This is a genomic window from Streptomyces lusitanus, from assembly GCF_042647945.1.
GTDB lineage: Bacteria > Actinomycetota > Actinomycetes > Streptomycetales > Streptomycetaceae > Streptomyces > Streptomyces pseudogriseolus.
Window position 1 is genome coordinate 37,477 of sequence record NZ_JBHRWL010000018.1, and the last position, 13,887, is coordinate 51,363.

A 13,887-nucleotide genomic window follows, 5' to 3' on the forward strand; every position below is an offset into this window, starting at 1 on the left:
GGCCTCTTAGCTGAACCATGGGATGCTGGCTGCTCCCTTTGGCAAAGTGATCGTCACTGCTAGACGATTCTCGTGAGGAACCTTGTGAGTACGCTCGGTAGCTTCATCTGGTCGATCGCTGACCAGCTTCGGGGGCCCTACCGCCCCAACCAGTACGGGACTGTGATTCTTCCGTTCACGATCCTGAGACGGCTCGATTGCGTACTTGAGCCGGACCGTGCGGCGGTACGAGAGCTGGCTGCGAGGTACGAGAACCCGAACCGGCTCAAGGTCGAGGTCAAGAAGGCCACGGGGCGGACGTTCTACAACACCTCCAACTACGAATTCGCGAACCTGCTGGCCGATGCGGATGGACTGGCGGACAACCTCGCTGACTACATTGACCGGTTCTCAGCCGATGTGGACGTGTTCGAGTATTTTGACTTCAAGAAGGAGATCCTGGCCCTGGAGAAGGCTGGACTCCTGCGCGAGATCGTCAAGTCCTTCGGCGCCGTCGACCTGCATCCCAAAGTGGTGTCCAACGCCGACATGGGGGATGCGTTCGAGTACATCATCCGCAAGTTCAACGAGGCCGCGAACGAGACCTCCGGAGACCACTACACGCCGCGCGACGCGATCCGGCTGCTGGTTGACCTGCTCTTCGCTGAGAAGGACGTCGCCCCCTCCGGGGGCAGCATCGTCCGGACGCTGTACGACCCCACCGCCGGCACCGGCGGCATGCTCTCCCTGGCAGAGGAGCACCTGCTGGCCCAGAAGCCCGAGGCGAAGCTCAGCCTGTACGGCCAGGAGTACAACCCGCAGTCATACGCCATCTGCAAGTCCGACCTGCTCGCAAAGGGGCACTACGCGACCAACATCGCCTTCGGAAACACGCTCACTGACGACGCCTTCAAGGGCCGCCAGTTCGACTTTTGCATGTCTAACCCGCCCTACGGGGTGGACTGGAAGCAGTACGCCAAGGCAGTCAAGGCGGAGCGTGACTCCGCCGGCCCCTACGGCCGATTCGCGCCGGGACTCCCCGCGACCTCGGACGGCCAAATGCTCTTCCTGCTCCACTTGGCCCACAAGATGCGTGCCCCCGAGGACGGTGGTGGCCGCGTCGGCATCATCATGAACGGCTCGCCGCTCTTCAACGGCGCTGCCGAATCCGGCCCCTCCAACATCCGCAGGTGGCTGCTGGAGAACGACCTGGTCGAGGCGATCGTCGCGCTGCCGACCAACATGTTCTTCAACACTGGCATTGCCACCTACATCTGGATCCTCGACAACACCAAGCACTCAGACCGTCAGGGCAAGGTCCAGCTCATCGACGGCACGTCGTTCTGGACCAAGATGCGCAAGAACCTCGGGGCCAAGGGACGCGAGATCAGCGACGATGACCGCGCCGAGGTCGTGCGGCTGTACGCCGACTTCGAGGACGCCGACCCCGACCACTCCAAGGTGCTGCGCAACGACGAGTTCGGCTACTGGACCATCACCGTCGAGCGTCCCCTGCTCGATGAGGACGGGAACCCTGTCGTCGACCGCAAGGGCAACCCGAAGCCCGACTCGAAAAAGCGTGACACCGAAAATGTGCCCTTCACCTACGGTGGCTCAACCGCCGGTGCGACAGGAAAACGCGAGGTCATCCAGACGTACTTCGACACGGAGGTGAAGCCGCACGTTCCTGACGCTTGGATCGACTGGTCCAAGACCAAGACCGGCTACGAGATCCCCTTCACCCGCCACTTCTACAAGTACGTACCACCCCGCCCGCTCGCCGAGATCGACGCCGATCTGGAGAAGCAGGTTGCCAAGATCCTTGATCTCCTCCACGAGGTGGAGCAGTGATCACTACCCCGCCGCCAGACTGGCGTGAGACAACGGTGCGGCGAGTATTGCGCCTGCTGGACCGACCTGCTCGGTCGGGGCTCGGTGTTATCACCGCCTATCGGGATGGCACAGTCACTCTGCGTTCGAACCGCCGTGAGGACGGCTACACCTTTTCTGATAGCGAGAACGGTTATCAGGAGATCCGCCCCGGCGACCTGGTCTTCCACGCCCTCGACGGTTTTGCTGGCGCCGTCGGCGTCTCGGACAGTCATGGCAACGGTTCACCCGTCTACCACGTCTGCGAACCTGTGGTGGGCGACGATCCCGCTTACCTTGCCCGCCTGCTACGCCACCTTGGTACCTCCGGGTTCCTCGCCACCCAGGCGCCGAACGTCCGCGAGCGCAGCGTTGACTTCCGTAACTGGAGCACCTTCGCCCGCATTCCTCTTGTATTGCCCCCGGCCGACGAACAGCGAGCCATCGCCTACTACCTCGACCGCGAGACGGCCCGCATCGACACGCTCATCGAGGAGCAGCAGCGGTTGATCGAGATGCTCCGCGAGCGACGCCAAGCCATCATCGATGTGGCCTTTTCGGCGCTTGGTGAGCCTTGCGTGCAATTGCGCCGATACGTCAGATTCCTGACGAGTGGCTCCCGCGGGTGGGCCGATTACTACGCGGATGCGGGCGAGCGATTCGTCCGCATCGGGAACTTGCCGCGAGCCAGCCTCGACCTTCGAGGTGACGTCCAGTTCGTCGACCTGCCAGCGAATGTGACTGAGGGCTCGCGAACGATGCTGGAGGCAGGAGATCTGCTCTTCTCCATCACCGCCTACTTGGGATCGGTCGCCGTGGTTGGGGGCGACTGGGTCGGTGCGTACGTTAGCCAGCATGTGGCTCTCTGCCGTTTGGAGTCAGAGCACGTGGATTCCAGGTTCATTGGGTGGTTCATGCTGACCACCACGGGCCAAGATCAGCTCAAGGAGGGTGCTGCAGGCGGGGCGAAGATGCAGCTGGCGCTCGATGACATCAGGGGACTTCGTGTGCCAGTCGCGCCCATCAACGAACAGCGAAACATCGCTGCATCCCTCGATGAGCAGACCGCAAAGATCGACACGCTCATCGAGGAGACCGAGCGCTTCATCGAGCTCTCCAAGGAGCGTCGGTCGGCGTTGATCACGGCGGCGGTGACGGGGCAGATTGACGTACGCGAGGGGGCGTGATGGCCGATCACAACGAGGTGGTCTTCGAGACGGAGATCTGTAAGTACCTCGAGGCTCACGGTTGGCTGTACTCGGAGAACGACCGTGACGGCGGGGAGTACGACAGGGAGCGGGCGCTGTTCCCGAATGACCTGTACGCGTGGCTGCAGGAGACGCAAAAGCCGGCGTACGAGAAGGCATTGAAGGCGGCGGGCTCGCAGGCGAGGTTCCTCGACGTGCTGACCGCGGCGCTGGACAGGCCGCTGGAGCATGGTGGGGGCACACTGAACATCCTGCGCAACGGGGTGCAGTACATCGGTGGCGGCCGGCTGAAGATGGCGCAGTTCCGCCCCGAGACCTCGCTCAACGCGACCACCACGGCGCACTACGAGGCGATGCGGGTGAGGGTGGTGCGGCAGGTGCACTTCTCGACTGCTGACCAGCGCATCCTCGATCTGGTGTTCTTCATCAACGGTCTTCCGGTGGCCACGGTGGAGTTGAAGACCGACTTCACCCAGTCGCTGGATGAGGCGATCAACCAGTACAAGCAGGACCGCAACCCACTGACTAAGGGGCGGCCCGAGCCGCTGCTGTCCTTCGGACACCGCGCTCTGGTCCACTTCGCGGTCTCGAACGACCTCGCGGCGATGACCACCAGGCTGGAGGGGGAGAAGACCCACTTCCTGCCGTTCAACATCGGCTTCGACAGCGGTGCCGGCAACCCGCCCGGCGCGGACGGACGGTCGTCGACGGCGTACCTGTGGGAACGCGTCTGGGAAAAACACACCTGGCTGAACATCATCGGGCGGCTGATGATCGTGCAGACCAAGGAAGAGTGGGACGTCACCACCGGCACGCCGGTGCGGCGTACGAGCATGCTCTTCCCGCGGTTCCACCAGTGGGAGGCCGTCACGAGCATCGTCGAGGCGGTGAAAGAGGAGGGTGTCGGGCAGCGGTACCTGATTGAGCACTCGGCAGGCTCGGGGAAGACGAACACCATCGCTTGGACGGCTCACAGGCTGGCGCGGCTGCATGTCGATGACCGGAAGGTCTTCGACTCGGTCATCGTGGTCGTGGACCGCACAGTGCTTGACTCCCAGCTGCAAGATGCGATCCGGCAGATCGACGGCACCGGCAAGATCGTCGCGACTATCAGCCCCGAGGACGTACGTAAGGCTGGCGCGAAGTCCAAGTCGGGTCTGTTGGCGCAGGCGTTGAAGAACGGTGAGCTGATCATCGCGGTGACGGTGCAGACCTTCCCGCATGCGCTGGACGAGATTCGGACCGACGCTGGCCTGAAGGGCAAGCGATTCGCTGTCATTGCCGATGAGGCGCATTCCTCCCAGTCGGGTCAGATCTCCTCGAAGCTGAAGCAGGTGCTGACCGCTGAGGAGGTGAAGGTGATCGAGGAGGGTGGAGAGATCGATGTGGAGTCGGTGCTGGCCTCGGAGATGACCGAGCGGGCCGAGTCGGAGAACATCTCCTACTTCGCGTTCACCGCGACGCCGAAGAACAAGACCCTCGAACTGTTCGGCCGCAAGGGGCCCGACGGCAAGCCGCGAGAGTTCCACTTGTACTCGATGAAGCAGGCAATCGAGGAGGGCTACATTCTCGACGTGCTCAAGGGCTATCAGTCCTACGACACCGCGTTGAAGATCGCCGGCAGGGCCGAGAGCGGTGACGGGGGAGAGGTCGAGGAGGCCGCCGCCCGCAAGGGTCTGATGCGGTGGGTTCAGCTGCACCCGACGAACATCAGCGAGAAGGTGCAGATCGTCGTCGAGCACTTCCATGCCAACGTCGCCTACCTCCTCGAAGGCAAGGCGAAGGCGATGGTGGTGACCGACTCGCGCAAATCCGCGGTGAAGTACAAACTGGCCATCGACGCCTACATCGCCAGGCGCCGGGCCGAGGACGCCTCGTACAACTACCGCACCCTAGTCGCCTTCTCTGCCGGGGTGACGATGGTCGAGGCCGAGACCTGGCACAGCGATTGGGGCCCGCAGCCGTCGAAGGATGACGAGTTCACCGAGGCCAACATGAACCCCGGCGCCGGGGCTGATCTGGCAGCCGCATTCAAGGGCGAGACGTACAAGATCATGCTGGTCGCCAACAAGTTCCAGACCGGCTTCGACCAGCCCTTACTCTCGGCGATGTACATAGACAAGAAGCTGTCAGGGGTCACCGCGGTGCAGACGCTCTCGCGGCTCAACCGCACCCATCGCACCGCTGGTGGGGAGCAGAAGCGCAAGACGTTCGTCATCGACTTCGCCAACAAGCCCGAGGACATCAAGGCAGCCTTCGAGCCGTACTTCAAGAACGCGACCCTGGAGACCGAGACCGATCCGTACGTCGTTGTCCACCTGGCTAACAAGCTTGCGCAGGCCGGAATCTACACCGAGGACGACGTTCGCAAGGTCGCCGAGCTGTGGGTGACCCGGAAGGGCAACAATGCGCTCTCGGCGGCGATCAGCCCGGCGCAGCACGGCTTCCGGCGCCGCTACGGGCGGGCGATCGAGGAGGAGGACAAGGTCACGCTCCAGGCGCTCGACCTATTTCGCAAGGATGTCTCCACCTACGTACGTCTCTACGACTTCATGTCCCAGATCGTCGACTACGGCGACCCCTACATGGAGATGCTCTCGATCTTCCTGCGCCTGCTGGAGAAGGTCATCGCCGAGTCCGCCTGGGCGGCCGACGTCGACCTCTCCGACGTGGTACTGGTCGGGGTGAAGCACAACAAGGCAATCCCGGTCAACATCTCGCTCGTGGGCGACGGGCAGCTGAAAGGCATCAGCGCAGCCGGCACGGGAATGAAGAAGGATCCGAAGTACGTCGCGCTCCAGGTCGTCATAGACAAGATGAACGACCTCTTCGGCGCCGAATCGTTCGCTGAGTCCCAGATCAGGGAGTTCGTGCAGGGCCTCGTCCAGCGGTTGCTCGCAGACCCGAACCTGATCAACCAGACCAAGGTGAACTCCAAGAAGCAGTTCGTGGAGTCACCAGACTTCCAAGCAGCCGTTACGGAGGCGGTCGCAGACAACCAGGACGCCCACAACACGATGGCTGACTACTTCTTCACCGACGGGCCGGCCATCAACTCGATCATCGTCGCCCTCGCGGATGCCTTCTACGAAGCAGCGGTCGATCAGCAGGTGGATTCTTAGATACGGCAGTATGCATGTCGCGCCCCCAGCAGACCGTCCAGCTGAATCTCGGGTGGAGCGCACCAGGCCCGCGTCGCGCAGGGTCCGCACGGCGCGGGAGACCTATGAGGCTCGCACCGGTTGGTAGTCGCCGGGGTACAGCGCCACGCCGAGCCGATCCATGCAGTCCCGGAAGGCGTTGCCCTCAACCCGAAGGAGTTGCTCCTCCACGAGCTTCCGCAGCGAATTCCGATCCACGGCAGCCCCTACCGCACGGCTCCCACGCCCGGTGCGGCTAGGTTACTCGGATTAAGCGGCCGTGGTCGGCGTGGGCTGGTCAAGGCGTCTATGGGGTGCTTGGGTAGCGCGTACATCGTGGCAACTCAGTTGATCTACTTCCACCTTGTCCCGATCCTGGAATATTCGTCTCCACCAACGCGAGAGGACGATCATGAACGAGGCATGGGTCAACATCGGCTGGGCGAACAACGCAGTGCGGCTCGATCTAAAGAAGGTGCAGGGCGCCAGCGGGCTCGGCGTGATGCAGCTTCGGTTCCACGTCGAAGCATCTTGTCGAGATGAAGCGGCAGCTCAGAAGCCGCTGTGGTTCGAGGGCGGGTTGTTTGCAGAGGGACTTGGAACGTCGAGTGGGTATGTGAGACGGCTTGTGGTCGAGGACTCACCGGTCACCCTGCACAGCCTGGCCGCTACGACGAACTTCGTCCTGGTGGCCGACATCGACCATCGACAGCTCCAGGTCATCGAGGAGCATCGCACGAGCGGGATGAAGTTCCGGTTGCAGCTCACCGGTACCGCCATGACTGATGGCAACCTCGAACGCATCGGGGTGGGGAATGTCGAGTGCGAGCTCACCCAAAGCGACTGGGCGGCGGTCCTTGAGCAGATGCAGTACCGTCGCCTGCTCCTGATCGAGCTGGACGCACCGGACGCCCACCGGTCGGCTGAGTACAAGTTGGCTCTCGACTTCTACCGCAACGCCGAGAAGCAGTACCTCAAGCAGGAGTGGCGTTTGACGGTAGAAGCGCTCCGTCAGTCGCTTGCGGCGCTCGTCGGGAAAGCAGTTGACGAAGAGGATGAAGCGGCCGACGTGGAAGCTGCGTTTAAGACACTCCGCAGGGAAGCCAACAAGACCAAGATCGGCTACTCGCCGCGTGCCGAGCAGGTGCGGCGTGCGCTCAAGTTCATGTGTGACCTGGGGGCTCATCCGGAAACGGCCGAGACGACCAAGGCTGAGGCGTACTCCACTCTCCTGATGGTCGGTGGACTGCTGCACGGGTGGCAGAGCTGATGCGGAGGAGGAGCGTGCAGTCGCCGGACTCGTAGACGGGGCCGGCCAACCCCGCGCCGGTTTAGCGGTTTTTTGCGCTACTGAATCAAAGTGCCCCGCCGAGCCCAAGGATTAGCTGCGAAATACGGGGCTGGTCAGCAGAGCTGCGGAAAGTTATTTTCCGGATATGCAGAGTTAGGGTAAAATGCGCACATGAATGAACAATCCCCTCTTGAGTTTCCTGACCATCTAGAGTATGTCGCCAACAAGCTCGGCGCAGAGCCATGGATCACCGTCTACGAGTTCACAAAGGGTGAACGCGAGGACGTAAGTTACTACTGCGCGCTCGCTCGTCCTGAGGTTCTGGAAAGATGCCTTGCCAACACCTCGTGGGATCTGCTTATCGGTCACGGGATGCCCGGCTTCTCGTTCTATGGTGACGGTCGGCATGAGTACCACCGCTTCGGCGGTGACGATGGGGTTGAGCCGTTCGTTATTGACCGCGATTTCCACGGCCTGAAGCCGTCCTATCTTGAGCTGTCCGAAGAATTCCGACACTTCCACAACCTCTACGAGGACCGGAAGAAGGGTGTCTTTATCGCCCTGGACGACAACGGTGACGATGTAGAAGTTGTCCGTATGGCGCCGCAGAAGGTTCAGGTTCGGGCGAAGTACCTCAAGGAATATCTGGCGGCCCGCGGCATTGTGATGCTGCTCTTCTTCGAGTTCGACCGTTGGTCCTCGAAGACGCTGGACGAGCTTGGGATTGAAAAGCAGAACGTGGACGAGCAGAAGGCGAACTATCGGTACATCCGGTGGGTAGACATGCTCCCCGGCATCACCGATCCTGCCCGCCGCACCATGGCTCGTATCACGGGAAAGAAGGTTGTCAACGGTTCCGGGAACCCGCTCCCTTCATGGGTTAGGGACCGTAGCGACCAGCAGTACGAGGAGTTTGTCATTGGGGTGGACGAGGAGGGGAATAACATCCTCTACACCTGTGACGAGGAAGAGTTGGCAAACTACTTCGGCAAGAATGCTGGTTCGCCTCACTACTTGACGCCCGTCTTCTTCAACAAGGCCGTCATGGCCAAGTACTACAGCGACCCGGCGAAGTACCAGGTTGAAGACAGTCACCTTTACTGTGGTGGGTACTGGGGCTTGCGCCTCGACAACAATCACCGGGACTACGTGGTCGTCTACCTGGGCGACCTCGGGAAGCTGTCTCACAAGGAACAGCTCTACTGGAAGAGCTTCAATGTCGTGCCTGAAGGAGGCGTGAGCGAGGTTGCGTACCGGCGCGCCATCTTGGGTGAATGGGCTGCTGCCGACGAACCAGCGCTTGCCTTCAAAGCCTCGTACGGGCGTTTCCGTGACGGCTGGCGTGAGCGCTTTGGCTGGGATCTGTTCAAGCCGCTCAAGCCGGAGGATGAACACTACTGGGCGACCCTGCACGTACCTGCGAGCGAGAACCAGCGGGAGTTCGACGACCAGGTCATGTCGCTGTCGAAGGTTCTCGTCGAGCGGTTGAACGAACGCGAGATCGCCAAGCACATCACGGTCGAGCAGAACGACAAGGGTATTACGAAGTTTCAGAAATACCTAGATGAGATTGGGTTTCCCGACCGGCAGGAACTCATCACGCTGCTGCGTAATCTCAACGGTCTACGCAGCGGGCCGGCTCACGTTAAGGGGAGGGACTATCAGCGAGCTGCCGAGCACTTCTCCCTTGACGAGAAGGGCCTCGCTCAAGCGTTCTCAGACTTGCTTGTGAGGGCGACCGAACTCGTTGACAAGCTGGGCATTTTCGCGATGCCGAGCGAACAGTGAGTCGTGCGCGTTTGGTCTGAATGGCCTGAAGCCCCGGCGGCAGGCAGATCGGAGCGTTCTGTTGGAATCAGTTGTTGGGGGATAAGTGAGAGTCTGCTTTCTGATCAACGAAGGTTGGAGCTCGCCGGAGGCCGGAACCTGGGGATGGCTCACCATGAGGGAATCCCTGGTGCGAGCGTTCATGGAATCCGTTCCACGGCATAGGCGCCATGCCCGCTTTTCCACGGGAACTCTTCCACTGTGGCGGCTTGCCCAAGAGGTGGGCAGCACTGAAGCCGCTGCGAACAGCGTTCTCGGCGAGCACTGGGCAGCCTGGAGCACTTTCTTTGGGCCGGACCTTGCCAAGCACGTTGAATCATTTGATATCGCAGGTATGGTCGTGGAATCTCTGGCTCCCTCGGACGCTCGCGCCATGCACATCCGGCTGAAAGGTACGGAGTGGTACCTGGGAGCAGTGCAAATTCGTCCGGAGATTCCGGAGCACTGGGCGGTGTTCCTGAAGGGTATCCCGAGCCGGTTTCGGATCTTCGAAGACTCCCTCTATTTATTTCATAGAGGATATGAGTTGGAAGTCGAAGACAACCGAGACCATGTGGAATATCGTGAGTGGGAATCTTCCGGCCTCTTCTCCTCAGTTCGCTGGGAGGACTCCGGGGTACGGGAGACCGTCTTTGATCCATACGACAACATGCAGCATTTTCGCAGGCTCGGCGAGGCGGACGAACTGCTTCACGGCCAGTTCTCATCTGCGCTGGGTGAGACCCTGATGCGTTGCTCAGACCTGAACCCGAACCTCACTCAACGGCTCCATGCGGCCATCAAGGCGTTCGAGGGCCACGAGACGGCGGAAGAACTGGCGCATGTGTCGTTGTCCTGTCGGCGATTCACCGAAAAACTTGCCGACTGCCTATATCCTCCACGTGATGAGAAGGTAAACGGACGAAAAGTCGGCCAGGCTGAGTACCGGAACCGGCTGTGGGCATACGTCGCGGAAAATGTCACCTCTGACACCTCGCGCGAACTACTCATCGCGAACGTCGAGGACTTGGGAAAGCGGATTGACAAGCTGGACAGCCTGAGCAATAAAGGGCTGCACTCTGACGTTTCGTCCTCAGATGTGAACCGGTTGTTGCTTTCGCTTCTTGTCGTGACACATGACTTGATCTCGCTTCGCCCGCCCGGTGGCGCCTTCTTGTACGAACCGTACGAGACCACCATTCGTACCTTTATGGAGGGGCTGTGGCAACAACAAGAACGTCGGTCTCAGGATGACGAGGAATAGAGTTGTCAGTGGCTGGCGCGGATCATCACGGTGAGGACTGGTGAGCCCGGTGACGGTTGGCTCTGCCCGATGTCCTCGTACCCCCACGACTTGTAGAGCGCATGGACTTTTCCGTCGCCAGCAGCCGGGTTGACCATGAGCGTCACGTACGGTTCATCGCGCGTGGCGAGGAGGGCGTTGTGGATGCGCCGGGCGGTGCCGGTCTTCCTCCAGGCTGGCCGGACGCCGATCTCCTTCAGGGCTACGGCCGGGCGCTCGGTGTACTTCTCGGCCGGCGTCGGGCTGGTGCGCTGCCAGTATCGGTCGCCGTGCTCGATGGTGTTGCCGTAGGCGTAGCCGACTGGATGGCCATCCGCGTATGCGAGGACGGCCGTGAACCCCGGCTCGCTGCCGTGCCGGTCCAGGCGCTCGCCGAACGCGGTGACCGCATAGTTCGGCAGGTGGAGGAGCGGGGCGCGCACGTCGGCGTACACGTCGAGGAGGTCGCCGCGGGCTGTGTCGAGGGTGGTGAAGGTGCGTAGTTCGATGGCGGGAGCCGTGGTCATGCGGCCATCCTCCAGGTTGCGGTGTGCTCGGTCCAGGTCTGGACGGTGGTGCTTCCGGGTGCGGTGGCGCGCAGTGCGGCCCCGAACTCCTGGAGCATGCGCGTGACCCGGGCGTGCTGGGTGGCGGCTTCGGCGGGGACCTTCATCGCGGTGGCCGTGGCGGCGTCGGGGGCGCCCTGTGCCAGCTGGGCGTGTGCGAGCCGGGTGGTGGTGATGGCCCGGGACCGGACCATGTGGGGCCTGAGGGCGGACAGGCAGCGGTGGGCGTGGTACTCGGCGGTCGAGTGGTCGCCGAGCGCCAAGTGCGCGGAGAGGGCCAGGGAGTCCAACTCGGCCTGGTCGTAGAAGGCGAGCATCCACACCGGCCGGTAGTCGGCGGGATCGGCGCGCAGCATGGCGTCCTGAGCCTGATCGAAGGCCCGGCGGGTGCCCGTGCGGTCCTGGGCCGTGCCGTGGATGGCGCCCTGGCGGGCCAGGCCGAGGGAGGCGAACAGGGGGTCTCGGCGGGTGAGGTGCAGGTTGCGGGCGACGTCGTTGGCGGCGAGTGCGTCGGCGGGTCGGCCCATGTGGCGATACATGGTTCCCGCGTGGCTCCAGATGCGGAACTTGATCGCCTGGTCGCCGGACATCTCGGCGAGGGCCTGGGCCTCGCGCATGTGCGCCTTGGCTACGTCGTAGCGCCGGCCGTCGATGGCGGCCCACATCGCGGAGGAGCGGAAGGCGGCTGCGGAGGCGTAGAGGTTGCTGCGTACGCGCTGGGTGGCGCTGCCGGCGTTCTGGAGGTTGAGTGCCTCGTCGGCGAGGGCGGCGGCCCGCTGTTCGATGCCGAGTTGTCCGCCGTGGCGGTGGTCGCTGGCGATGATCTCGGCGAAGCGCTTGTTGAGGCGGTTGACGTCGCTCATGCCGATACGGCGCGGGGATGCGGTGCCGGGTGCGGCCGCTGCGACGGCAGCCGCTGCGATGCTGCCGACGAGGGTACGACGCTTCATGTCGGGGTCCTCCTGCTGCGGTGGGGCCGGGGTGGACGAAGGCCGGCCCCGTGGCACGAACCCTAAAGCGACGGCGGGTAGTCCGGTCACGATCTCAAGTGCCCTGCGCGCGGCCGACTTTGGCCATGTGACCCGGCCTGCCTTCCATGCTCGGACCGATGAGCCGTCGAGTCCTCCAGGGCGTCCGGTCAACCGTTCAATGGCCCCGTTCACGGCCTCGGCGAGGCTGTTGGAGCTGTAGCCGTGTTCGGCCATCCACGCCTCAAGAACGGTGTTGCGGGTGGTGTCCATGCGGGCACGGTAGCCCGCACGATCCCCGCCCGCCAGGTAAAGGGAGAGTCAAAACGCCCTAGGTCGGTCCGTCGGCTGACCACCTGAACGTCCTAACCAACCTGCTGGGAAAGGGAGTTGTCTGGGTGCTGGTCGCTCGCATGCCCACCTCGCGGGCGGCTGTTGACGGCCCGGCCCGCCCCCGAGGTTTCCCCCGCGGGGGCGGGCCGGGCGCCGAGACGACACGAAGGCTCCACCCAATGACGAGTCTGAGAAAACCAGTTGAGGTCCCATCCGTCGGCCACCCCACGTACAGCCAGACCTTCCCGTGCGAGCCGTCCACGGCCGAGATCGGCCGCGACCTCGTCCGAGCCGTCCTCGGTGTGTGGCACATCGACGGCCTCGCCGACCGTGCCGCGCTGATCGTCACGGAGCTGATCGCGAACGCCGCCCGGCACACTCCGTGTCCCGAGATCCGCCTCACGGTCGGGCGGCCGAGCGCGACACGAGTGCGTGTTGGGGTCGTGGACCGGGAACCGACGCGTCTGCCCATACTCGGCCAGGCGGGTGACGACGACGAGTCGGGGCGTGGGCTGCTCCTCGTCGATGCTGTCGCCGACCGCTGGGGCTACGACCTGCATGGCTCGGGCAGACGCCCCTGGGGCAAAGAGGTCTGGGCGGAACTCAGCACCGGGGGCGGCGAGTGAGTATCCCGGCCACGGCACCCTCGCCCCTTCCGGATCTCGCCAGACTCCGGCCCCGCCAGCAGATGGCCATGGACTGCGCCCTCTGCGCCCGCTGGCTGGGAGCGAGTGGGCGACGGCTGGGCGAGATACGCCACTGGGGCCTGCTGTTCCAGCTCTGGGCCTGCGCTCCCCACTGCCAGGCCGCCAGATCGACCATCCCGACCAGCTGAAAAGGGGACGTCCTTCCATGGAGTGGCCGTGGATCACCGGTGACTGCTGGCTCGGCTGCGGGCGTACCGGAGTCCTGGTGATCTGGCTCGGACCGGTGCAGTGGGACGGGCAGCACGCACCCTTCTACGCGTGCGAGCCGTGCCTCGATCGCCTGCAGGCCCAGGCGCTCGCCTACTTCATGGAGCGGCGGCCGGCGTCCGCTTGATCAGACTCCCGGCACACGACTTCCCGGCGTGATGCAGGCAGCCCGCGAGGACTTCCTACGCGGAGCACGTCACCTCGCGCCGGGCAGCCAGGAGCCGTCGAGGAGCAGCCATCCGGCACCGCTCCCGTGGGCACCTGGTGGGTGCTCCAGCCCAGTAACACCACAACGATTACAAGGAGTTGAAGCATGACGCGCAGCACCGTAGTTCCCAGCCGCACCGAAGTACGCCCGCAGATTCCGGGGGCCTCGGACGGCTTCGACCTGGACGTCTCCCTCGTCGAGATCGCCGACCCGGCGGGTCTGGTCAACCTGACCGACGACAACTGCGGATCCACCTGCGGCGCTTGCACCACCAACGTCGCCTAACCCGGCCCTCAGGTCAGCCCGGTCTGGTGCCGCCGCGT

At 63.3% G+C, this 13,887-nt stretch carries 12 protein-coding genes; 10 read left to right on the top strand and 2 right to left on the bottom strand.

The window, feature by feature from the left end; genetic code table 11:
• The first annotated feature begins 84 nt into the window (after positions 1-84).
• The 6 genes from ACFOSY_RS24375 to ACFOSY_RS24400 all read left to right on the top strand — a co-directional run bounded on the left by ACFOSY_RS24375 (position 85) and on the right by ACFOSY_RS24400 (position 10,557).
• Complete coding sequence (locus tag ACFOSY_RS24375) at positions 85-1,830, top strand: N-6 DNA methylase (protein WP_394310494.1); 1,746 nt, start codon at positions 85-87, stop codon at positions 1,828-1,830.
• A complete protein-coding gene (locus tag ACFOSY_RS24380; RefSeq protein WP_394310497.1) occupies positions 1,827-3,035 on the top strand; it encodes a restriction endonuclease subunit S in 1,209 nt (402 codons plus the stop codon). The genes ACFOSY_RS24375 and ACFOSY_RS24380 overlap by 4 nt, the downstream gene beginning before the upstream one ends.
• Complete coding sequence (locus tag ACFOSY_RS24385; protein WP_394310499.1) at positions 3,035-6,178, top strand: type I restriction endonuclease subunit R; 3,144 nt, start codon at positions 3,035-3,037, stop codon at positions 6,176-6,178. The genes ACFOSY_RS24380 and ACFOSY_RS24385 overlap by 1 nt, the downstream gene beginning before the upstream one ends.
• 430 nt (positions 6,179-6,608) lie before the next feature.
• Entirely contained in the window at positions 6,609-7,466 is an 858-nt protein-coding gene (locus ACFOSY_RS24390; protein ID WP_394310501.1) for a hypothetical protein, read from the top strand.
• Positions 7,467-7,658: 192 nt separating this feature from the next.
• Complete coding sequence (locus ACFOSY_RS24395; RefSeq protein ID WP_394310503.1) at positions 7,659-9,275, top strand: hypothetical protein; 1,617 nt, start codon at positions 7,659-7,661, stop codon at positions 9,273-9,275.
• 154 nt (positions 9,276-9,429) lie between these two features.
• A complete protein-coding gene (locus tag ACFOSY_RS24400) occupies positions 9,430-10,557 on the top strand; it encodes a hypothetical protein (protein ID WP_394310505.1) in 1,128 nt (375 codons plus the stop codon).
• A gap of 5 nt (positions 10,558-10,562) precedes the next feature.
• On the opposite strand, the gene ACFOSY_RS24405 is transcribed toward ACFOSY_RS24400, so the two are convergent.
• Together ACFOSY_RS24405 and ACFOSY_RS24410 are read right to left on the bottom strand one after the other, a co-directional pair.
• A complete protein-coding gene (locus ACFOSY_RS24405; RefSeq protein ID WP_394310508.1) occupies positions 10,563-11,102 on the bottom strand; it encodes a GNAT family N-acetyltransferase in 540 nt (179 codons plus the stop codon).
• Positions 11,099-12,382: an XRE family transcriptional regulator gene (locus ACFOSY_RS24410; RefSeq protein WP_394310511.1), complete on the bottom strand. Its 1,284-nt coding sequence runs from the start codon at positions 12,380-12,382 to the stop codon at positions 11,099-11,101. The genes ACFOSY_RS24405 and ACFOSY_RS24410 overlap by 4 nt, the downstream gene beginning before the upstream one ends.
• Positions 12,383-12,621: 239 nt before the next feature.
• On the opposite strand from ACFOSY_RS24410, the gene ACFOSY_RS24415 reads away from it, so the two are divergent.
• The 4 genes from ACFOSY_RS24415 (at position 12,622) to ACFOSY_RS24430 (ending at position 13,849) form a co-directional block, all read left to right on the top strand.
• A complete protein-coding gene (locus ACFOSY_RS24415; RefSeq protein ID WP_243782753.1) occupies positions 12,622-13,068 on the top strand; it encodes an ATP-binding protein in 447 nt (148 codons plus the stop codon).
• A 68-nt stretch (positions 13,069-13,136) separates the two neighbouring features.
• On the top strand, positions 13,137-13,277 hold the full coding sequence (locus tag ACFOSY_RS24420) for a hypothetical protein (protein ID WP_394310519.1): 141 nt from the start codon (positions 13,137-13,139) through the stop codon (positions 13,275-13,277).
• 17 nt (positions 13,278-13,294) lie between these two features.
• Positions 13,295-13,483, top strand: coding sequence for a hypothetical protein (locus ACFOSY_RS24425; RefSeq protein ID WP_381701893.1), 189 nt, complete (start codon positions 13,295-13,297; stop codon positions 13,481-13,483).
• A gap of 186 nt (positions 13,484-13,669) precedes the next feature.
• Positions 13,670-13,849, top strand: coding sequence for an FxLD family lanthipeptide (locus ACFOSY_RS24430; RefSeq protein WP_016825826.1), 180 nt, complete (start codon positions 13,670-13,672; stop codon positions 13,847-13,849).
• The last annotated feature ends 38 nt before the right edge of the window (positions 13,850-13,887 follow it).

Bases quoted from the DNA above. Each gene is read 5' to 3' on its own strand.
- ACFOSY_RS24385 (WP_394310499.1), top strand. From the start codon at position 3,035: ATGGCCGATCACAACGAGGTGGTCTTCGAGACGGAGATCTGTAAGTAC.
- ACFOSY_RS24390 (WP_394310501.1), top strand. From the start codon at position 6,609: ATGAACGAGGCATGGGTCAACATCGGCTGGGCGAACAACGCAGTGCGG.
- ACFOSY_RS24395 (WP_394310503.1), top strand. From the start codon at position 7,659: ATGAATGAACAATCCCCTCTTGAGTTTCCTGACCATCTAGAGTATGTC.
- ACFOSY_RS24400 (WP_394310505.1), top strand. From the start codon at position 9,430: ATGAGGGAATCCCTGGTGCGAGCGTTCATGGAATCCGTTCCACGGCAT.
- ACFOSY_RS24405 (WP_394310508.1), bottom strand. From the start codon at position 11,102: ATGACCACGGCTCCCGCCATCGAACTACGCACCTTCACCACCCTCGAC.
- ACFOSY_RS24410 (WP_394310511.1), bottom strand. From the start codon at position 12,382: ATGGACACCACCCGCAACACCGTTCTTGAGGCGTGGATGGCCGAACAC.
- ACFOSY_RS24415 (WP_243782753.1), top strand. From the start codon at position 12,622: ATGACGAGTCTGAGAAAACCAGTTGAGGTCCCATCCGTCGGCCACCCC.
- ACFOSY_RS24420 (WP_394310519.1), top strand. From the start codon at position 13,137: ATGGACTGCGCCCTCTGCGCCCGCTGGCTGGGAGCGAGTGGGCGACGG.
- ACFOSY_RS24425 (WP_381701893.1), top strand. From the start codon at position 13,295: ATGGAGTGGCCGTGGATCACCGGTGACTGCTGGCTCGGCTGCGGGCGT.
- ACFOSY_RS24430 (WP_016825826.1), top strand. From the start codon at position 13,670: ATGACGCGCAGCACCGTAGTTCCCAGCCGCACCGAAGTACGCCCGCAG.